Raw genomic sequence first — 20,734 nt, forward strand, 5'->3', positions numbered from 1 at the left:
CTCTCCGCCCTCCCCCCCCCCCCCTCTCCGCCCCCCCCGCCAACACGACCCCCCCCCCCCCCCCCCCGTCCCCCCCCCCCCCCCCCCCCCCCCCCCCCCCCCCCCCCGCCGGGGTGCCCGCCGGTTCAGCTGTGGGGGATCACCAGCACGGACTTGTCGGTGCCCGTCTGGAGCTGCGAGGCCCCGTTGCCGATGGCGCTCCACACCTCGAGGCGTACGGTGCCGCCGGCCAGGTCGCGCAGCGTGCCCGTGGCCGCCTTGAGGCCGCGTGCCTGGGTGTACTCCTCCCATCCGGCGACCGGGTCGGTCGCGAAGTAGTGGTACGTCTCGGTCCGGTCGAAGGTGCCGTCACCGGTGAAGTCGTAGCTGATCCGCGCCTGCTGGCCGAGCCCGACCGCGGTGCCCGCGTCCACCTGGAGCCGGAAGGCGGTCCCCGCCCCCGGGGTGAGCGTGCCGTTGACGCCGCGGGCCTCGTAGACGAGGGGCCGGTACGGGGTGCCGTCGTGGTTGGCGCCGCCGCCGGAGACGATGGTGTCGCTGCCCGCCGTGCCGCCGGTCGCCGTGGTCAGGGCGCCCCCGCTGCGCAGCTGGAAGGTGTTGCCGGTCGGCGGGTTCGGGTCGGGGCCGGGGTCCTCCGAGCCGGTTCCGGTGGTGCTCGCGGTGGAACGGGCCGGCACGGACAGGGTCTTGCCGTCGGAGAAGGTGACGGTGCGGGCCGTCGGCCCGTGGTTGTGGGCCGCGTAGGTCCGGGTCGTTCCCTTGGTGAAGACGGCGGAGGCGGGGATGTCACCGGTCACGGTGGGGTCCGGGGCGCCGAGGGTGTCGAGGGTGTTGATCCAGTGGTAGGTGTGCGCCTTCGACTCCCCCTCCTCCGGGGTGTAGCCGGCGTGGCCCGCGTCCCACTTCGCCCTGGCCGCGGCCGGGTCGGCGAAGGACTGGAACTCCCACAGGATGTCGCGCCACTCGACGGCCGGGCCGCCGTTCTCCCGCTCCATCTCCGCGATGTTGCGCCGGATCGCGGCCTTCTCGCCGCCGAGGTGGAGCGATCCGCCGGTCACGGGCAGGACGTTGATGCCGTGGATCTCCTCGGGGTTGGCGGTCCACCAGGTCGAGTAGGCGGCGCCGCTGCCCCACACCATGCCGGCCGTGTCGTGGCGGAAGGAGGAGGGGAAGACCTGCTCGTCGGCGTCGAACCAGTACTGGGCGATCGACTCGGCCTCGGTGGTCAGCAGGAAGGTGCCGAGGTCGCGCAGCGAGGTGTCGCCGGTGGCGGACCCCCACAGGACGAGGGCCGCGCTGAGGTTGGTGGACTCGGAGGAGGACTCCTGGTTGTTGCCGGCCGCGAAGCCCTGGTGACCGGAGGCCCAACTGTGGCCCGCGTAGACGTCGAAGCCGCGCAGGAAGGGGAAGGCGGTGTCGGTGCGGCTGGGGTTGGCGGTGTCCCGCACGAGGGTCTTCACCATGCCGCCCCAGGCCGAGTCGGCGGCCCACGCCTGGTCGTACTGGGCGACGACCGCCGCCGCGTAGACGAAGTAACCGTAGTGGAAGTGGTGGTCGTTGAGCTCGGTGTCGCTGCCGTAGGAGGCGGGGTAGCCGGTGAGCGTCTTCCAGTCCTTGTCGTAGCTGAACTGGTTCGCTCCTCCCGCCGTGAACCAGTCCTGGAGCCTGCCCTTCATCAGGCCGAGGAGCCGGTCGCGGATGCCGGTCTCACCGATCTGGTCGGCCACCGGGACGAGCTGGGCCAGGCGGCCGAGGGCCTTGCCGGTCCAGTAGGTGTCGGAGGCTCCGGAGAAGGGGTCGGGGGCGTTGACGACCTCGTTCAGGTAGCCGCGCAGCCGGGCGGCGTCCACGCCGTTCGACTTGGGCAGCGCGGGCAGCACCGGCGCCGCCTTCTGGCTGGTGGTGAAGGAGGCCGACTCGCGGACCTTCATGGTGCCGCGCGGTGAGACGTAGGTGTAGGAGGTGAGGGGGTCGGTGGTGTTCAGCCACTGGTGGCGGTAGAGCGCCTGGAGCGTGCCGCGCTCGGTGCCCTCCTTCGCCTCGGTGGTGAGCGTGTAGGTGGCCCTGACCGTGCCACCGGTGTAGTTCCAGGTGACCTTCGAGTCGGTGACGAAGCTGTAGGCGTACTTCTTGAAGGTCGCCAGCGCGCCGGTGGAGGGCAGCACGGCGACGGAGAAGTAGTCCTTGGAGCCGAGCCCCGCGGTGACGGTGGAGCCGGAGACGTTCCAGTCGCTGCCGGTCGGCGCGAAGAGGGCGTAGTGGTGTCCGGCGACGGTGATGCCGAGGACGTTGCCCTGGTCGGCGAAGACGGCGGGCGCGCCGGCGGTGGTGATCTGGGCGTTGCCGCCGGAGCCCTCGGCGTACACGAACGGGGAGCCGTGGCCGATGGTGGTGCGCAGGGTGCGGGCGCCGTCGGACCACTGGGGGGTGACCGTCCAGTCGGACCAGTCGTCGGCCTTGGTGTCGGGGGAGTTGAGGCCGGTCAGTCCGATGGTGAGGTCGCGCTTGTGGGCGTACTCGTACTGGCGGCCGTCACCGGTGATCGTGGGGGACGTCGGGTAGCCGACGTCGAGTCCGCCGGCCGTGGCCTGGTAGGTGAGGGGATGCCCGTACATGGGGGTGGAGTACGGGTTGTCGCCGTAGCGCTGGAAGGCGAGGGAGGACCACCAGTCGTTGGTGGGGACGGGCCGGTTGCGGGCGGCGGCGGTCACCTTGGGCGTGATCGGCGTTCCCGTGTTGGTGGTGGGGCCCGACGCACCGGCGGGCCGGGTGTCGGAGTAGCTGCCGGAGCCCACGGGGACGGTGGCGGCGGCGGCCGGCGTGGCGGCCGGGCCCAGGCCGACGGCGGCGAGGGCGGAGGCCAGGAGCAGCACGGCTGCCGGTCTGGTGCGGGGGGATGGCATGTGGGGTACCTCGAGTCGTCGCAGGAGGGGAGTCTGAGAGCGCTCTCAGATGGCCGGAACGTAAAGTCCGCGTAATACACGTGTCAATACTTGGAGCGTGACCGGTAGTTGAAACCGGATCTAAGTCCCTTTTGTCTTCACGTCTTGACGGTGCGTGGGGGCGGGGTTCCCTGAGAGCAGCCGTCAGGGAGCGCTCTCAGGAACGCGTCCCGCCGATCCCTCGCACCGCGACGAGGGGTGCGAGGGATCGACGGGTGGACCGAAGCTCCCGGCCCCGGCCGTTCCCGGTCCCGCCCGGAGGGGCGGCCCCTCATTCGGGCCGGGAAGGGCGGGCGGCCTCCCAGGCCGCCTCGATCATCCGGAAGATCTCGTCCACCGCGGCCTCCGGATCGGCCGCCTCGCGGGCCAGGGCGTAGGCGTCGACCGTGAACCTCGCGATCGTCCGGCAGGCGGTCGTGGTCCGGGCCAGACCGAGGTCGGCGGCGACGGCCGCGGCCAGCGACTCCGCGTGGCGCAGTCTCACCGATTCCTCGTACTGCCGCAGGGCGGGTGACGCGTCGACCATGCGCCAGACCGGGGCGGCGTCGTCCGCCGCGCAATGACGCACCAGGGCGTGGATCTCGCGGCGCAGCGCGGGGACGAGCGGTTCGTGCGGCGCCCGGTCGGTGACCGCCCGCGTCAGGCGCTGCTCGAAGTCCTCGTCCCGCTCGAACACCAGGGCCTCTTTCGAGGCGAAGTGGGAGAAGACCGTGGTGACGGCCACGTCGGCCTCGGCGGCCACCTCGCGGATGCCCACCGCGTCGTACCCGCGTTCCAGGAAGAGCCGCAGGGCGGTGTCGGCGATCTTCCGGCGGGTCGCGGCCTTCTTGCGCTCGCGGCGTCCGGGCTGCTCGGTCATGCCCTGACGCTATCAGGTGCAAAGGAAAAACGGTTTCGAAAGGCTAACCGTTAGTGTTACGGTCGGCCGCATGAGGAAAGTGAGCTTCGCCGAGTTCGGCGGCCCGGACGTCCTGCGCCTCGTGGAAGCCGAGGAGCCCCACGCGGGCCCCGGCCAGGTGCGTATCGCCGTACGGGCGGCGGGTGTGAACCCCGTCGACTGGAGGATCCGTGAGGGGCAGTTCCAGCAGATCCGCCCGATCGAGCTGCCCGCCGGGGTCGGGCAGGACGCCGCCGGGGTGGTGGACGAGGTCGGCGAGGGCGTCGAGGGGGTCGAGGTCGGCGACCACGTGTTCGGCGGGGGTTCGCACACCTACGCCGAGTTCGCCGTGCTGTCGGCCTGGGCCCGCATGCCCGAGGGCCTGAGCTTCGAGGAAGCGGCCGGGTACCCCTCCGTGATGGAGACCGCGCTGCGCGTCATCCGCGAAGTCGGTGTGCAATCCGGGCAGACGCTGCTGGTCAGCGGTGCGTCCGGGGGAGTCGGATCGGCGGTGCTGCAGGTCGCCCGCGACCGCGGCGTCACGGTGATCGGCACGGCCGGGGCCGCGAACCAGGACTACCTGCGCGGCCTGGGCGCCCTCGCCACGACGTACGGCGAGGGCTGGGCCGAGCGGGTGCGGCGGTTCGGCCGCCGTGTCGACGCGGCCCTCGACCTGGCCGGCTCGGGTGTGATCCGCGAACTCGTCGAGCTGACCGGGGACCCGCGGAAGGTGATCTCCATCGCCGATCCCACCGCCCCGGAACTCGGTGTCCGGTGGTCCGGCGTGGCCGGGAGCATGCCGGAAGCGCTCGCCGAGACCGTCCGCCTCATCACGCGGGGAAGGCTCCACATCCCGGTCGAGAAGGCGTACCCGCTCGCCGAGGCCGCGGCGGCGCACATCGACAGCCGGGCCGGTCACACGCGCGGGCGCCGGGTCGTGGCCGTCTGAGCCGCTCACCCGTGCGGTCGCCCGGCCCGGCGGGCCGGATCCCCCGGCGGCGGTGAGGCGCCCGCCGCCGGGGGACCCGGACGGTGGTGACGCGCCCGCCGTCCGGGGATCCGGAGGGTGGCGAACGCGCCCGCCGTCGGCGGCCGCCGGTCGGGGCGGCCGCGGGCCCTCGAGCCGGTGCCCGCGGCGCGTCGGGCCGCCACCGCGGCGCGGCCGGGACGCCGTCTTCGCCGGGCGCCGCGGTCGTGCCGTGGGCCGCGGGTGACGGCCGGCGCGGGCGGGCCGGTCAGGCGGACCGGGAGTGCACCGGATGGTGGGCGACCTCGTCCGGGCACTTCCGGTGCGGCGGGTGCGTCCGCCGGTCGCGTCGCCAGTCGGACACGGCGAGGGCCAGGGACGCCGCCATGCCGGCCAGGCCGGCGCCCAGCGCGGTGGCGAGCGCGCCGCGGTAGTCGCCGCCCCCGCCGAGCACCAGGTGGAAAAGGCCCGGCAGGGCGGCGGTCCCCACCGCGGCGCCGAGCCGCTGCCCGGTCTGCAGGGCGCCGCCCGCCGCGCCCGCCATGCGCACGGGCACGTCCCGCAGGGTCATGGTGATGTTGGGGGAGACCACGAAACCACCGCCGACGCCGCCGAGGAACAGCGCCGGGGCGGCGGCCCAGGGGGCGACGTCGAGGGGCGCGAAGCGGAGCAGCAGCGCGGTGGTGCCCAGACCGGTGATCACCCCCAGCAGACCGCACACGGTGAGCAGGCGGCCGAACCGGTCCACCAGCCGGCCCGCGACCACGGCCGCGCCCGCGGAGCCGAGGGCGAAGGGGGTCACGGCGAGGGCGGACCGCAGCGGGGAGAAGCCGAGGCCCTGCTGGTAGAAGAGGGCGAAGACCAGCCAGACCCCGCTGAAGCCGATGAAGTACAGCGTGCCGACACCGGCGCCGACGGCGTACCCGCGCACCGTGGTGAACAGGCGCGGGTCGAGCAGCGGCTGGGCGTCCCGGGCGACGAGACGGCGCTGCCACCGGACGAAGACGGCGAGGACCGCGGCGCCGGCGGGGAACAGCCACCACAGGCGGCCGATGCCCCCGGAGTCAGCCTGGACCAGCGGGTACATGAAGCCGAGGACCCCGACGCCGAGGAGCAGGACGCCGGGCACGTCCACGTGTCCCCGGCCGGACCGCCGGGTGCGGGGCAGCAGGCGGCGGCCGAGCAGGACGGCGAGGACGCCGATGGGGACGTTGACGTAGAAGATCCACCGCCAGCCCTGCGGGCCGGAGGCCAGGGCCAGGATGGTGCCGCCGATGATCGGGCCCGCGGCCGAGGAGATGCCGACGGTCGCACCGAAGAAGCCGAAGGCGCGACCGCGTTCGGCGCCGCGGAAGAGCTGCTGGATGAGCGCGGAGTTCTGCGGGGCCATGAAGCCGGCCGCCAGGCCCTGGGCGAGGCGGGCCGCCACCAGCAGCATGATGTCGGGGGCCGCCCCGCAGGCCGCGCTGAAGATCACGAAACCGCTGAGGGCCAGCAGGAAGATGCGGCGCCGGCCCAGCGCGTCGCCGAGACGCCCGGCGGTGACGAGGGCGAGGGCGAACGTGAGGGCGTACCCGGACACCACCCACTGCACCTGGGCGGGGGAGGCGTGCAGGTCGCGCTGGATGGTGGGCAGGGCGACCGCCACGATCGTGACGTCCAGCAGGCTCATGAAGCCGGCCACCAGGGTGACCCACAGGGCCCGCCACCGCTGCGGGTCCGGCTCGTACCCGGTCTCCTGGGCGGCCGGGCCCCGGTCGCCTCCCGTCGATGCCGATGTCGTCACGAGGGCTCCTCTCACCGGGACCACGCCCGCACGCCCGATCACCGGGGCCGCGCCGGAGGGGGACCATGTTCCCCGCCGGGTCACGGGCACACACCCCAGCCTGCAACCGGGACGCCTCCGGAGGAAGCGGTACCCGTGTTCCCGCCCCGGGCGCCGCCGGAGGCCCGCCCCGTCTCCCCCGCCCGCCCTCCACCGCGTTCCCGTCCATTGACAGGAGGTCACGGCACTCCCATCATGGGAGCGCTCCCACCCGTGGAACCCGGCCGCCGCCCCGCCCGTGCACGACCGCGCCGCGTCCCCGCACCGCTCCCCGTGCCGCCGCGCGGAACGCCCTGCTGCCGCGTCGGCACCCCACTCGTCCGGCCGCACGCTCCGGCACCCGCCGCCCCGCCCGTGCCGCCGGGCCCCGAGGGAGGACCCCATGCCCCTGTCGCAGAGATCCGCCCGGCCGGCCGGTACCGGCTCCCGCCACCTCGCGCGCACCGCCGCCGCCCTGGCCGCCGGGCTCGCCCTGCTGTCCCCGCCGACCGTCGTCGGTGCCGCCTCCGCCGCCGCGCCGGAGGCCCCCGCCGCGGACGCCGGCGTCCGGATCAACACGCAGGCGTCGCTGGGCCGCCTGCCCGACACCGCGCGCGGCGTCAACGCCGCCGTCTGGGACGCGCACATGAACGATCCCGAGGTCGCCGGCCTGATGAGGGCGGCCGACGTCGGAGCGATGCGCTACCCCGGCGGCTCGTACGCGGACATCTACCACTGGGAGACGCACACGGCGCCCGGCGGATACGTCGCCCCCGGCACCGACTTCGACTCCTTCATGGGCACCGTCCGCGCCGCCGGCGCCCAGCCGATCGTGATCGCCAACTACGGCTCCGGCACGCCCGAGGAGGCGGCCGGCTGGGTCCGGTACGCGAACGTCACCAAGGACTACGGCGTGCGGTACTGGGAGATCGGCAACGAGATCTACGGCAACGGCCACTACGGCAACGGCTGGGAGCACGACGAGCACGAGGACAAGAGCCCCCGGGAGTACGCCCGCCAGGTCCGCGCCTACGCCGAGGCCATGAAGGCCGTCGACCCGACGATCGAGGTCGGCGCGGTCCTCACCACTCCGGGCCACTGGCCGGACGGCGTCGTCGGCGAGGGCGACCCGGGCGACTGGAACCACACCGTGCTCTCCGAGGTCACCGACGTCATCGACTTCGTGAGCGTCCACTGGTACGCGGGCGGCTCCGACACCACCGCCGAGGACGCCATGGCCAGGCTGACCGGGCTGCCCGGCGAACTGCGGGAGGTGCGCAACCAGATCGACCGGTACGCGGGCGCCGACTCGCCGCGCATCGGCATCGCCCTCACCGAGATCAACACCAACACCGGCGGTGCCCGGCTCACCGCGCGCCCCAACGGGCTGTTCGCGGCCGACGCGTACCTGACGGCCCTGGAGAACGGCGTCTTCACCGTCGACTGGTGGAACACCCACAACGGCCCGGGGCGGATCACCACCGTCGACGGCGAGACCGACTACGGCGACATGGGAATGCTGTCCAGCGGTTCCTGCACCGGCGACGTCTGCGAACCGGCGCCGAACACGCCGTTCCACCCCTACTACGGCATGAAGATGACCGGCGAACTGGGCACCGCGGGCGACACCCTGGTCGCCGCCGCGTCCTCCGCGCAGGAGGTCTCCGCACACGCCGTGCACCGCCGCGACGGGCGCCTGAGCGTCCTGCTCGTCAACAAGGACCCGGACACCGCGCGGACCGTGGACCTGGAGTACGCGGGCTTCGTCCCGTCCGCCGCCGCACCCGAGGTCAGCCGCTACGCGCGCGGCGACAGCGACATCACCGACGTCACCGGCGGCACGGCGTCCGCGTCCCGGGTCACCGTGCCGCCGTACGGGATGCTCGCCGTCACCCTCACCCCGCGGGCCGGCACCGGGCCCGCCGCCTCCGACGCCGGGACTCCGGGCACCCCGCGACGGGAGGCGGTCACCGACACCACCGCGCGCCTGTCCTGGGAAGGCGCGCGGGGCGCCGCCCGCTACCTGGTCCAGGCACGCGACGGCGTCCACACCCGGCTGGTCGGCGAGACCACCGGCACCTCCGTGACCCTGCGGAACCTGCCCCCGGGCAGCACCCACACGGTCAACGTCCTGGCGGCCGACGCCTCGGGACGGCTCTCCGCCCCGTCCGCCCCGCTGACCTTCACCACCGGCACCCCGTCGGACGCCGGCTGCGCGGTGACCTACCACCGCGACACGAGCTGGGGCAACGGCTTCGTGGCCACGGTCACCGTCCGCAACCTCTCGGACGCCCCGATCACCGGCTGGACCGTGGACTGGGACTGGCCGACCGACCGCCAGTCGGTGTCCTCCGGCTGGAACGCCACGTTCCACCAGACCGGCCGGCACGTACGGGCGACCGCTCCCGCGGACGCCGGGCCGCTGGCCCCGGGCGGCGGGTCGACGGCCTCGTTCGGCTTCGTCGGCGCCAACGACGGCCCCAACCCGCAGCCGACGGTCTTCCGCCTCAACGGCACCGTCTGCTCGGGAGGCTGACGCCCGGCCCGCCCGGCCCGCCCGCCCGCCCGGGACCGGCGGCGGGCCGGGCGACTCCGGCCGGTCCGCCGATCCCTGGAGGGCCGGCCGGAGAGCCGCCCGCGTCCGTCGTGTCCGGGGGCCGCGAAGTCCTCGGCGCCACGCCGGACCGGCCCCGGACGAGGTGGCCCTCAGCCGGATTTCCGGGAGGTGTACGCCACGTCCCCGAGCAGGCCGCGCACCTCCCGCGCCCTTGTCGCGTCGAGGTCCTCGAAGACGCGCAGCGCTTCCCGCCAGCAGGTGCGGGCGCGATCCGGCTGCCCCATGGCGTCGAGCGCCTGCCCGAGCACGGTCAGGATGTTCCCGCGATGCAGTTCCCCGCCCGGCATGCCGATGTGCTCCAGAGCCTCCTCGGCGTGGGCAGCGGCTTGCCGGGGCCGCAGTTCCGCGAGCTCGGTCTCCGCCAGCCGGAGGCAGGTGAACCCTTCCCACCACCGCTGCCGGTGTTCCCGGAAGACGTCCCGGGCCGCGTGGAACGCCTCCCTCGCCTCGCTGTACCGGTTCGCCCGGGCGAAGGCCCGGCCCAGCACGTAGCGCGCGTTGGCTCCCCGCACCGACAGGCCCAGGCCGTCGTAGATCCTGACGGCCTCCCGGGCGATGAGGAGGGCGTCGGAGGTGTTTCCCCGGGCCAGCCGGACGCGGGACAGATTGCACAGCGCGCTCGCCTCGCCCGGGCGGTCGCCGTCGGCCCGGAACCCTTCCAGGGCACGGGCGAAACGGGCTTCGGCGACCTCGTGCCGGCCCTGCGAGAGATCGACCACGCCACGAAGGTTCGTCGCTCGGCACACGACGGGGGTGTCCCCGGACGTCGCTGCCTCCCGCAAGGCCTGGTCCGCCATCTGCTCGGCCGCGTCGAGGCGGCTGAGGGTCAGTGCGGACTCGGCCAGGACCAGGGCGGCGCGGCCCGTGGTGCGGTGATCGCCCGCGGACTCCGCGGCATCGCGCAGGACGATCGCCGCGGATGCGTACGGCGCGGAGTGGGAGCCGGACTCGCTGAGGTCCTTCGCCACCCACAGCAGGTCCACGGCCCGGCTCAGGGACACCGCGTCGGACGACTGCCGCGCGCAGGCCAGGAGGCAGCCCGCCTCGGTGTACAGCCAGTCCAGCGCGTCCCGGGAGGCTGAGAAGGTGAGCCCGGGGTACGCCGTCGGTGCCAGGTGGTCGACCAAGCGGTCGCCCGGGCGCTCGATCCCGTACACGTGGGCCGCCGTCGACAGGTAGAAGTCCAGCAGACGCGAGAGCGCCGTGTCCCGCTCCCCGGGGAACTCGTCGCGCTCCGCGCAGGCACGTGCGTAGAGGCGTACGAGATCGAGGTAGCGGTACCGGCCCGGAGCCGCCGACTCCAGCATGGAGGTGTCGACGAGGGACTCCAGGAGGGGCTCCGTCCGGTGGGGTGGAAGGTCCAGGACGGCGGCCGCGGCATCGAGGGAGATGTCCGCTCCGTCGGCGAGGCCGAGGAGGCGGAAAGCACGGGCCTGGGCCGGCTCCAGCTGGCCGTGACAGAGTTCGAAGGTGGCCTTGACCGCGAGGTCGCCCGCCCGGAGCTCGTCCAGGCGGCGGCGCTCGTCGGCGAGCTTGGCCGCGAGGACGGAGACCGTCCAGGTGCGGCGGGCCGCCAGCCGGGACGCGGCGATACGGATCGCCAGGGGCAGGAAGCCGCACGCGGCGACCACGTCCAGCGCGGCCTCCCGCTCGGCCGAGACCCGTTCTTCACCCACGATCCGGGTGAAGAGCTGGAGAGCCTCCTCGGGAGGCATCACGTCCAGGTCCACCAGATGCGCGCCCGCCAGGTCGCCCATGCGGACGCGGCTGGTCACCAGCACCGCGCAGCCCGCCGTGCCCGGCAGCAGTGGTCGGATCTGGGCCGCGTCCCGGGCGTTGTCCAGCAGGACCAGGACCCGGCGGCCCTCGAGCGCGGCGCGGAACTGCGCCGCCCGCTCCTCCGTGGTGCCGGCGATCCCGGAGGCCGGGGTGCCGAGTGCCCTGAGGAACGAACCGAGGACGGCTTCGGGCTCGGCGGGGCGGGGGCCGGTGCCCTGGAGGTCGACGTAGAGCTGACCGTCCGGGAAGTACGGACGGGCCTCATGGGCCGCCTGCACGGCCAGGGTCGTCTTGCCGACGCCGCCGATGCCCGAGATCGCCGAGACGGCCGTCACGGAACTCCCGGCACCGTCCCGTGCGGCCGCCAGTCGGCCGCCGACCTCCTGTACGAGCGCGGCACGGCCGGTGAAGTCCCGGACCGGTGCGGGAAGCAGGGCGGGCCGCGCCGGTTCGGCCGGTCGCGGCACCGGAGGGGAGTGCGCAACGGCGAACAGGCTGTCGTCCGCGACGAGGATGCGCCGGTGGAGCTCCCGCAGGCCCGGACGCGGATCGACGCCGAGTTCGTCGGCGAGCAGCCGGCGCGTGTCCGCGTACACGGCCAGCGCTTCCGCCTGCCGGCCGGAGCGGTACAGGGCCAGCATCAGCAGCTCGCGCAGCCGCTCCCGCAAGGGGTGCGTGGCGGTGAGCGCCGTCAGTTCGGGGACGGTCCCGGCGTGCGCCCCCAGTTCCAGATCCATGTCCAGGCGTTCCTCGAGGAGTTCGAGCCGCCATTTCTCCAACCGGATCCGCTGGGCCTCGGCGTAAGGCCCCGGTACGGAGGCCAGCGCCTCGCCGTCCCACAGGCCGAGCGCCTGGATGAGCAGGTCGCGGGCCAGGGGGAGGTCGCCGAGGCTCCGGACGCGCTCCGCCTCCGCTGCCAGGTCGCGCGCCACGTGGAGGTCGAGTGCGTCGGGCGCGAGGTGGAGGGCGTAGCCGCCGCGCTCGCTCAGCAGCGTTGCGGTGCCCAGGGTCCTGCGCAACCGCGAGGCGTACGTCCTCACCGCCGCCAGCGCCTGGGAGGGCGGTTCGGCACCCCAGATGGCGTCGATCAACTCGTGGGCCGTCGCGGTGTGGCCGTCCCGCAACAGCAGGGCGGCCAGGAACGCCCGTTGCAGGGGCGAGCCGGACGGCAGGACTTCGGCTTCGTGCCATGCCCGGACCGGACCGAGGACGCCGAAGGAGATCCCCCCGGCAGGCGGCCAGGGCGCGACGGACCTCCTGGACGGGGCGGCGAGGGACGCGTGGCGGCGGGTCCGCACGAGGCCGGGCGGATGTCCGGCGAGAACGCGTTCCCGCAGCTCCGTGAGTTCGGGGCCGGGATCGACACCGAGTTCGTCGACGAGCAGCCGGCGTGTGTCCGCGTACACGGCGAGAGCCTCGGCCTGTCGCCCGGAGCCGTACAGCGCGGACATCAACTGCGCGCGGATGTGCTCCCGCAGCGGGTGAGCGGCAGCCAGCTCACGGAGCTCGGGAACGACTTCCGCGTACAGGCCGAGATCCAGACCGAGTTCGATCCTGCTCTCGACGAGCGCGAGACGCCACTCGCCCAGGCGGGCCCGCTCCTTCTCGGCGTGGACACCCGGTACCCCTTCCAGGGGCGTGCCGTCGGTGCCGTCCAGCGCCTCGCCGAGCAGACGCCGCGCGACGGCGAGATCGCCGGACGCGTGCGCCGACCCGGCCTCGGCGCGGAGCCTTTCGGCGTCCGTCAGGTCCAGGGGTACGGGGACGCCGGCTCGTTCGGAACGCAGACGGTACCCGCTCGAGTGGTCCTCGACGACGACACCGGCCGCGGCGAGGATCCCGCGCAGCCGCGAGACGAGGCCCCGCACGACACGTACGGCGGACGGCGGCGCCTCGTCCCCCCACACCCCGTGCACCAGAGCCACGTCCGAGACGAATCGGTGTTCTCGCAGCAGCAGGACCGCCAGGACGGCCCGCTGTTCGGGCGACTCCAGGGAGACGGGTTCGTCGCCCCGCCATGCCAGCTCGGGGCCGAAAACCGTGAACCGCAGGGGCGGGACGGGCGGTTGCCCGGCGCTTTCGGGGGCTCTGCCCTCGATCGCCTGCGCCTGTCCGCACAGTCGGTCGAGGACCGGGCTCACGAGAACCGCGAACGCGGTCGCCTCCGGCGACAACCCCGAGCTGCCGCCCGGGTCGGCCAGCAGTGCCGCGAAGTCCGGCATGCGGCCGAGGTACGGTTCGAGGGCCCGGCCGACCGCCTCGACGATCTCCAGGGACCGCTCGGTGTCCAGGCCGCTCGCCAGGAGGTCCCGCACGCCGGGCTGGAAGTCGTACAGCACCTCACCGGCGCCGCCCAGCACGGCGGCCGGCAACCGGCCGGTGGCCGGATCCCCTTGCCCCAGGGGTTGGAGGATGTCCCCGAGCAACACCTCGGAGACGGTGGCCGACGTAGCGGAAGGCAGCGTCGCGAGGCGCATCAACTGGATGACGGGCAGGCTCAGCGGACGAATCACGGAGAGCCGCACGGCCAGCCGGTACGCCTCCGGGGAGAACGAGGCACGGAAGCGTTCGAGCCGTTCCTCGGCGGAGGGGGGCGGCGCACCGGCACCCCGATTCCCGGGGGCGACCGCCTGCTCCCCGCCCGCACCCACCAGGACGGTGTCCACGAGTTGTGGCACCCCTGGCCGCGTCAGCAGCCTCGCCCACGTGCTCAGCGCGGCGGGGGAGAGCGGCACGACCGGGACCGGCAACCGGTCCTGGAGTCCGGTGACGGGGCTCCCACCGAGCGGGTCGATGACGCCGAGTCCGCTGTTCGCGGCGAACCTGGTTCCGGCGACCAGGAGTTGGGGCCGCGCGTCGAAAGCCGTGCCGCGCCAGAGCCGTCGTGGCAGTGGCGGGACGACGACCAGCGGACCGGAGCGTTTCCACGCGTCGACGAACCGCTGCGCCGCCCGGCCGCGCCATGCCTCGTCCACCCCGTCCGTCAGCAGGAAGACGACGGGTGACTCCGCGCGCGGCGTGAGGCCCGGCCGTTGCCCCCCGGACGGGTCGAACCGGTGTACCCGGACCGCGCGGAAGACCCCACCGCGTTCCAGCAGGCGTCTGACCTCCCGCACGAGCGGCTGCCACACCCGCATGGAGGCGGACACGTCGACGAGCAGAACTGCGGTGTGCCGCAACTCCTGTTCGGGGCGGTCGATCACATCCAGCACACCGGACTCGGCCATGAGCCGGACGGTGGCCTCGATGTCGGCGACCGTCCGGTGCCGGTGGTCCGCGTGGCCGCGCAGGGGGCGCAGCGCTCGGGCGAGGCCGTGCAGGCCCGGCAGAGCGCGCGGCGCAGGAGCACGGACGGCACGTGCCGGAGTGCCGGCGGCCGCGCCGGGGGAGGTGGGGCGGGCGGTGAAGAGGCGGTGTCGCCGGGAGGTGTCCCCGGCGGGGGCGGCCGGATCCGGTCCGGGACGGGTGGACGCGGCTGGAGCGGCGGGTTCGGTGACGGGCGGCGTCTGCGGGCTCGGGTCGGTGACGGATTCCCCGGAGCGGGCCGGGGCGTCGTCGTCCGGCGCGACCGGCCCGGGCACGCCGTCGGTCCGGGCCGCGCCGCCGTCCATCACCTGGGCGAGCCACAGGACGTCGAGGAGTTCGGGACCGCCTAGTTCGTACCCGATACCGTCCAGGGCCCGGCGCAGCGGCTCGATCATGAGGGGAACGCTTCGTCCAACCGGTGCATGACCGCCGCCAGCAGTTCGTCGCGGGTGAGGTCGGCGCCCGTGACCCGCAGGTGGACCGCAGCGAGCAACTGGTCGGTCGCCAGGCTCTGCACGGCCGCTCGGCCGAGGAAGGCACGGATCAGGTCGTCGGCCTGGGCGAGTGCTTCCTCGCCCAGGTTCTGCCTGACGATGTCGCGCAGCTTCGCCTCGTCGGGGTCACGCAGGTCGAGCCGTACGCAGCGGCGCAGGAAGGCGGGCGGGAACTCCCGTTCGCCGTTGCTGGTCATCACCACGACGGGGAAGTGGGTGCAGGAGACGAGACCGCGATGCACCCGGACGCGTTCCCTGCTGCCGGTGGCGAGGACGTCGGCGGTCTGCTGGTGTTCGGGCAGACGGGACAGCTCCGGGATCTCGAACTCGCCCTCCTCCAGAACCACCAACAGGTCGTTGGGCAGGTCGATGTCGGACTTGTCGATCTCGTCGATGAGCAGGACACGGGGCCGGTCGGTGGCGGCGAGCGCGGTGCCGAGCGGACCCAGCCGCAGGTAGTTCCCGATGTCCGAGCTCTGCCCGGCACGCCTGCGGAGCCTGCGTGCCGGGCCGCGGAGCGTGTCGCGCTCACGCTGGAGCGACGCCTCGCGCAGGCGGCCGACGGCGTCGTACCGGTAGAGCGCGTCCGCCAGGGTGGAGCGGCTGTTGACCGACCAGCGCAGGACGTCGCCGAGGCCGAGGTCCTCGGCGACGGCGCGCGCCAGCGAACTCTTGCCGGTGCCGGGGCGGCCCGTGACGAGGAGAGGACGCCGCAGGTGGAGCGCGGCGTTGACGACGGAGATCTCGTCGGTGCTCATCAGGTGGCGTTGGGCCGCTGTACGGCGGCGGGAGGCGGGGAAGCGGCGCCAGGGCGGGGGGTCGGGCAACTCGGCCGTCCCGCGGAACACCCACCAGCTCTCGGGGGCTGTGCTGGTGTCACCGGGCTCGGTGGAGGGCGAGTGCGACACGGGCTCGGTCTCCTCGTCGGGACGGCGGGTCGGATTCACGGCTGGGTGAGGGCCCACGGGTCGGGTGCGAGCGGCGGGGGTCTGTGGTCGGGACCGTCGTGCAGCAGGGAGAGCCGACGGCCGTGGTGGGTGGGACAGTCCGGATCGGCCATGGCCTTGGCCCGTTCCAGCCGCACCACTTCGGGAATCTGGGTGTGGTCGACGCCCTCGATCAGCGCCAGCAGGTCCGTGGAGATCCGCCCGTCGTGGTCTTCGCGGTGCCAGAGCACCGTGTGCACGCCGGCTTCGATGCACTGGCGCAGAACGCGCCCCTGCTGATGCCGGTCGCAGCTCACGACGACGATGCCGGCCTCCGGGCTCACTTCGAGCCGGGCGCGGGCGACGGCCGGGTCCGTGCAGCGCTCGTCGAGCAGGAGCCGGGGCGAGGTCGGCAGCGCGCTGCTGCGGCGCTTCCACGACGCGTACGTCTCCCGGGTCCGCTCCGAACTGCGCAGTACCACGCGGCGGGTGATGCCGGGGTAGAAGCCGCCGTCCTCGGCATCGCTGGGGAACTCCCACGCGTCCACGTCCAGGCGCAACCAGGCGGGCGAGACGAAGAACTCGAGGAGCGCGGTCTCGGGGTGCTCCCGCACTTCGGTACGGAGAACCTGCCGTATCGCCTCCACCACCCGCTGGCTGGCGACCTCGGCGTCCTGGGTGAGTACGATCTCATGGCGGCCGTCGCCGCTCCACACCCAGATCTGGTAGGTGAAGAGGTGGCCGGGCGGTGCGGGCAGGAGCTCCACCTGGACCCGGGGCGGCGCGACGGCGGAACACGGGGACGCGGCGGTCGTCGTGGCCTGCACGGCGGTGGCGTCGGCCCGGAACTGGTCGACGGCGGCCGGGGCCACGCCCAGGCGGGGAGCGGTACTGCGGACCCAGGCGTCCAGGTCGTCGGCGAGTTCTCCGCCGGCGGCACGCTCGTGGACGCTTATGTGGACGACACCCTGCAGCAAGGGGGGCATGGGCTGGCCGGGGTGCGGATCGTATCCCTCCAGGATGTCGGTGGCGTCCACGAGGTCGACGGGAGACGGCGCGCCGTCCGCGTACGGCAGCACGGTACGCAGCAGCCTGCCGGGATCGACGGCACGACAGTGGGCGAGCAGCGCGGTGAGGTTGCGCCGCCGGTTGGGGGCGAGGCGCTCTCGCGGACTGACGACGCGGGCGACGCGCAGGAGCCGTTGCCAGTCGGGCGTGTCCGAGGGACCGCCGGGCCGGTGCTCGGCGAGGTGGTCGTAGACGACGTCGAGGAGTTCCGGTACGCCGCGCCGGACTCCCACCGCCAGGCCCACGAGCCGTTCGACGTCTGCGGCCGCTCCCGCCGACCGCCGGCCGAGCCGCGCGGCCAGTCGCTCCTCGCAGTCCCGGACGGCCTGTCGACCGGTCAGCAGCTGCTCCAGGAGGCCCAGGAGCTGCTGGCGGCCGCGGCCCGCCGCAGGGACTGCCACGGGCGGCAGATCCGGCAGCTCGGCCTCGATCGAGGACAGGCCGATCGCGTACACGGCAGCGGACGGCCCGGCGTGTCCGGAAGTCTCATGAGCGGCGACGACGAGTCCGACGACGGCTTGGCGGTCCCGGTCCCACAGGGGGCCGCCGCTGAACCCGTCCGCCACCGTGCCGCCCAGGACGTCGAGGGCGATCCAGGGGTGTGCGGAGACGCGGGGCATCGCGCGCAGGGTGGGCAAGGTGTGACCGCTGGCCCACAGGGCCACCACTTCGTTGCCGTCCCGGTGGGGGAGGAAAGGGGCGGGTTCGGCGCCCGGCGGGGCGTCGGCGTCGAGTTCGAGCACCGCCAGATCACCGTAGTAGGGCAGTGAACCGGCGGCCGGGGGCAGGGGGTCGCCGGGCCCGGGGCGGGAGCGCGGGGGCCGCCACGTCTCCGGGACGACCCGGCCGGCCAGGGTGCGCTCCCGGTCGATGTGGGGCAGCCGGAGCGCGACCGTTTCGGCACGCGAGGGCAGGGCCGTGTCGAAACGGTCCCGTCCTCGTGCGCTGTTGACCACGTGCGCGCAGGTCAGCACCAGCCGTGGGGTGATCAGTACGGCGGCGCCGACCGGCCCGGTCCGGCCCAGCACCGACACGAACGCCCTGTGCAGGGGGGCGTCGGCCGGGGCGGGGCTCACATGCGGCCGCATGCCATCAGGAGCCGTTCGCCGGGCCGGGCACGGGGAGGGAACCGACCGGGGCGGCGCCGCCGACCGGAGCGGAAGGGGAAACCGTGCCGGCGGGCTCGGCGCCGTCCGCGAAGTTCCACGTGGCGGAGACGGTGAAGCTCGCCTCGCCGCTCCCCGAGAAGACGCCGAGACTCAGATCGCTGCCGAGCGTGACACCGAACTCGACAGTGACCTCGTCGGGCCGCCGGGCGAACCGCGAGAAGCTGCGGTGGATTCCGTCGAGTACGCCGCCCAGCGGGCGCAGCGCCTGGGTGAGGGCCTCACCACCCCGCGTCAGGGCCTGCGCGGCGCGGCCGTCGGCACTGACCGGTCGCGCCGAACCGAACCCTGCGGGAAGGTCCAGTCCGTCGTCGGCCCCCGCACCGGCCGGGCCCGGCGCGGGAGCGGGAGAGTGCGTTCCGGTGGAGCCGCCGCTCCCGGGTACGAGATACAGGCGTACGACGGAACCGTCGTCAAAAGTGAGTCTCACATCCCCCATGGGGCGAAGTCTGGCACGTCACGCCCCGATCCGCTCCGCTGTTCACACATCATCCTTCCCCCGCCCGGTGCCGCCCGCGTCGGTCCGGGCTTCCCCGGTGCGTCCCTCCCCGGCCGGCTCGACACCGGCGGCCGGGGCGTCCTCCGACGCCGGGCGGCCGGACGCAGGCGGGGAGGACCGCGTCCGCGCGGGTCCGTCCTTCGCCGAGGAGGGCGGCCGGACGCGTTCCGTCCGGGAGGCGTGCCGGTCGTGCCCGAGAAGTCCCGTGGCCGGGCGGACCGGCTCCACCGTTGCCCCGATCACGAGGTCGGGCCCTTCGGCGAGCGAGTCGCCGCCGGCCTCCGCCGCACCGGCTCCGCCACGCGCGACGAACACCCGCACACGCCCGTGCCCCCCGTCCTGGGGCACGGGGACGCGGGGGTGGCGGAGGCGGCCGGTCCCGCCGTGACCCGGCCGGGGCCGTGGGCCTCCCCGCCGTCATCACCGCCGCCCTCACCCCGGCCGGAGGGAGGATCCGTCGTCACGCGTCGCGCAGTCCGAGGACGTAGGCCGCGGTGAGCGCGACGGCGGGGTCCTCGTCCCGTGACAGGTCCGCGAGGGCACGGGACGCCGCGGTCCCCGGGATGCCGGCGAGCGCCTGTGCCAGCCGCCGGCGCGCGGACGGCTCCGCGGTGCCGTGGGCGAGGCGGTCGACGAGCCCGGTGGCGATCCGGTCCGCCGACGCGGGGTCCCCCGCCAGCGCGCTCAGCGCGTCGGCCGCGTCGACGTCGTTCGCCGCCTCGGCGATCATGTCGATGAGCGCCGGGACCGCGTCGGCCTCTCCGCGTGCCCCGAGTGCCAGGGCCGCACGCCTGCGGACCACGGGGTCGGAGTCGGCGAGGGCGTCCCGCAGCAGTGCGGTCGCCTCGTCGTCCGGCGGCATCTCGGCGACGGCCCGGACGGCGCGTTCGCGCACCGCGGCCACCGGTGAGCGCAGGCCTTCCGCCAGCAGCGCCGGTCCGCCGCCCGACCGGGCCAGGGCCCATCGAAGGGCTCCGGCGACGTGCGGGTCCCTCTCGCCCAGCGCCGCCTCGACCAGAGCCTCCACCGGCACCGGTACCTCCGCGACCGAGGACAGGGCCGCGCGCTGGCGCCTGCCGGCGTTCTGCGATCCCAGGGCCTGGAGGAGCGCGACGGTCCGCAGGACGTCCTCCCAGCCGGCGGGTTCCGCGGCACCGATCCGGCGGAGCCGTGTGAGCAGCTCCGTCTCGCGCGCGATGCGTTCCCGCGTCCGGCGGACGAGGTCGTCGACGAGGCCCGCGGGCGTGAAGCCGGGATCGTCCAGCGCGCGCCCGACCTCCCGCAGCGACAGCCCCAGCGACCGCAGGCTCTCGACGTGGAAGATGCGCCGGATGTCCTCGTCGGTGTACTCCCGGTAGCCGGCCCCGGTGCGGCCCGTCGGCCGCACCAGGCCGAGCGAGTCGTAGTGCCTGAGCATGCGGGCGCTGACCCCGGACCGCCGCGCCACCTCACCGATCAACACCGTCCGTCACCCCTCCCGGCCGTTCGTGCCGAGAGCCAGGATGCGCTTCGCCTCCTCGACCGCGAACTCGAACGCGGCGTCCGGGTCGCGCAGCAGCCGTTCCGTGGCGACCGCGTGCTTCCGTACGCGGGGGTCGGGGGCCGTCGCCGCGGTCCGCAGGACGGGCACGATCACCTCGCCGAGCGCGATCAGCGTCCGGCTGAGGCTCAGCCGCGTCTCACGCCCGCCGCGCCCGAGCTGTGTCGCCAGCACCCCGGCCAGTTCGGGTTCCTCGCCTCCGGGCACCAGCGCGGCCGCCGCTCGCCAGGCGCTCCGGGCCACCTCGTCGTCGGCGTCGGTCAGAAGGGCCCGGGTGATCGCCGGCCACGCCCGCCGGTCCCCGATCTTGGACAGCGTGTGCAACGCCTGGCTCCGTGCCTGCGCGCGCTCCGAGCGCAGTTCGTGGACGAGCCGGGGAACCGTCGCCGACGGCGGGTGACGGGTGAGTGCCCACGTGAGCGTCTCGCGCACGGAGAAGTCGGGTTCGACCGCGCACCGTTCGACCAGTGCGCCGACGAACCGGGGGTCCGGGGCCGTGCCGATCCCCAGCGCCGTCCGCAGCCGCGCCGACGGGCTGTCGCTCTCCAGTCCCCGAAGGGCCCGCATCGTGTCCGTGTCCTCTTCCGGCAGGGTCATCGTGACCACCTCCTCGACCGCAGTGAAGGCCTTGTCACCGTGTCAAGGTCAAGCGGGCCCGGGGGGGGGGGGGGGGGGGGGGGGGGGGGGGGGGGGGGGGGGGGGGGGGGGGGGGGGGGGGGGGGGGGGGGGGGGGGGGGGGGGGGGGGGGG

General features: G+C 74.4%; 11 protein-coding genes and 1 pseudogene. 2 read left to right on the forward strand and 10 right to left on the reverse strand.

What is annotated here, in order from left to right:
* Positions 1-125: 125 nt before the first annotated feature.
* On the reverse strand, positions 126-2,903 hold the full coding sequence (locus ACZ56B_RS14775; protein WP_468789874.1) for a glycosyl hydrolase: 2,778 nt from the start codon (positions 2,901-2,903) through the stop codon (positions 126-128).
* A 310-nt stretch (positions 2,904-3,213) separates the two neighbouring features.
* Positions 3,214-3,801: a TetR/AcrR family transcriptional regulator gene (locus ACZ56B_RS14780; RefSeq protein ID WP_468789876.1), complete on the reverse strand. Its 588-nt coding sequence runs from the start codon at positions 3,799-3,801 to the stop codon at positions 3,214-3,216.
* A gap of 70 nt (positions 3,802-3,871) precedes the next feature.
* Here ACZ56B_RS14780 and ACZ56B_RS14785 point away from each other — a divergent pair, with 70 nt between their 5' ends.
* Positions 3,872-4,768, forward strand: a complete 897-nt coding sequence (locus ACZ56B_RS14785) for an NADP-dependent oxidoreductase (protein WP_468789878.1) — start codon at positions 3,872-3,874, stop codon at positions 4,766-4,768.
* A gap of 286 nt (positions 4,769-5,054) precedes the next feature.
* On the opposite strand, the gene ACZ56B_RS14790 is transcribed toward ACZ56B_RS14785, so the two are convergent.
* A complete protein-coding gene (locus ACZ56B_RS14790; protein WP_468789880.1) occupies positions 5,055-6,572 on the reverse strand; it encodes an MFS transporter in 1,518 nt (505 codons plus the stop codon).
* Positions 6,573-6,993: 421 nt separating this feature from the next.
* Here ACZ56B_RS14790 and ACZ56B_RS14795 point away from each other — a divergent pair, with 421 nt between their 5' ends.
* Positions 6,994-9,126, forward strand: coding sequence for a cellulose binding domain-containing protein (locus ACZ56B_RS14795; protein ID WP_468789882.1), 2,133 nt, complete (start codon positions 6,994-6,996; stop codon positions 9,124-9,126).
* A gap of 170 nt (positions 9,127-9,296) precedes the next feature.
* Here ACZ56B_RS14795 and afsR read toward each other — a convergent pair whose 3' ends face one another.
* The 7 genes and pseudogenes from afsR to ACZ56B_RS14830 all read right to left on the reverse strand — a co-directional run bounded on the left by afsR (position 9,297) and on the right by ACZ56B_RS14830 (position 20,582).
* Positions 9,297-12,284, reverse strand: a complete 2,988-nt coding sequence (gene afsR, locus ACZ56B_RS14800) for an SARP-family global regulator AfsR (protein ID WP_468789898.1) — start codon at positions 12,282-12,284, stop codon at positions 9,297-9,299.
* An 81-nt stretch (positions 12,285-12,365) separates the two neighbouring features.
* Positions 12,366-14,687 (reverse strand): annotated as a pseudogene (locus ACZ56B_RS14805) (SAV_2336 N-terminal domain-related protein); the annotation flags it as partial.
* Positions 14,684-15,694 carry an AAA family ATPase gene (locus ACZ56B_RS14810; RefSeq protein WP_468789884.1) on the reverse strand — a complete coding sequence of 337 codons (1,011 nt, stop codon included), beginning with the start codon at positions 15,692-15,694 and terminating at the stop codon, positions 14,684-14,686. The pseudogene ACZ56B_RS14805 and the gene ACZ56B_RS14810, both read right to left, overlap by 4 nt.
* Positions 15,695-15,729: 35 nt before the next feature.
* Positions 15,730-17,868 carry a VMAP-C domain-containing protein gene (locus ACZ56B_RS14815; protein ID WP_468789886.1) on the reverse strand — a complete coding sequence of 713 codons (2,139 nt, stop codon included), beginning with the start codon at positions 17,866-17,868 and terminating at the stop codon, positions 15,730-15,732.
* 4 nt (positions 17,869-17,872) lie between these two features.
* The gene (locus ACZ56B_RS14820; protein WP_468789888.1) at positions 17,873-18,385 is read right to left on the reverse strand and encodes a CU044_2847 family protein; all 513 of its coding nucleotides are present in this window, start codon (positions 18,383-18,385) and stop codon (positions 17,873-17,875) included.
* A 520-nt stretch (positions 18,386-18,905) separates the two neighbouring features.
* Positions 18,906-19,907 (reverse strand): HEAT repeat domain-containing protein, encoded by a 1,002-nt coding sequence (locus ACZ56B_RS14825; RefSeq protein WP_468789889.1) that lies wholly within the window; start codon positions 19,905-19,907, stop codon positions 18,906-18,908.
* A gap of 6 nt (positions 19,908-19,913) precedes the next feature.
* Entirely contained in the window at positions 19,914-20,582 is a 669-nt protein-coding gene (locus tag ACZ56B_RS14830) for a HEAT repeat domain-containing protein (RefSeq protein WP_468789890.1), read from the reverse strand.
* Positions 20,583-20,734: the final 152 nt, after the last annotated feature.

This window comes from Streptomyces sp. NPDC034670 (genome assembly GCF_055574875.1).

Bases quoted from the DNA above. Each gene is read 5' to 3' on its own strand.
- ACZ56B_RS14775 (WP_468789874.1), bottom strand. From the start codon at position 2,903: ATGCCATCCCCCCGCACCAGACCGGCAGCCGTGCTGCTCCTGGCCTCC.
- ACZ56B_RS14780 (WP_468789876.1), bottom strand. From the start codon at position 3,801: ATGACCGAGCAGCCCGGACGCCGCGAGCGCAAGAAGGCCGCGACCCGC.
- ACZ56B_RS14785 (WP_468789878.1), top strand. From the start codon at position 3,872: ATGAGGAAAGTGAGCTTCGCCGAGTTCGGCGGCCCGGACGTCCTGCGC.
- ACZ56B_RS14795 (WP_468789882.1), top strand. From the start codon at position 6,994: ATGCCCCTGTCGCAGAGATCCGCCCGGCCGGCCGGTACCGGCTCCCGC.
- ACZ56B_RS14815 (WP_468789886.1), bottom strand. From the start codon at position 17,868: ATGCGGCCGCATGTGAGCCCCGCCCCGGCCGACGCCCCCCTGCACAGG.
- ACZ56B_RS14820 (WP_468789888.1), bottom strand. From the start codon at position 18,385: ATGGGGGATGTGAGACTCACTTTTGACGACGGTTCCGTCGTACGCCTG.
- ACZ56B_RS14830 (WP_468789890.1), bottom strand. From the start codon at position 20,582: ATGACCCTGCCGGAAGAGGACACGGACACGATGCGGGCCCTTCGGGGA.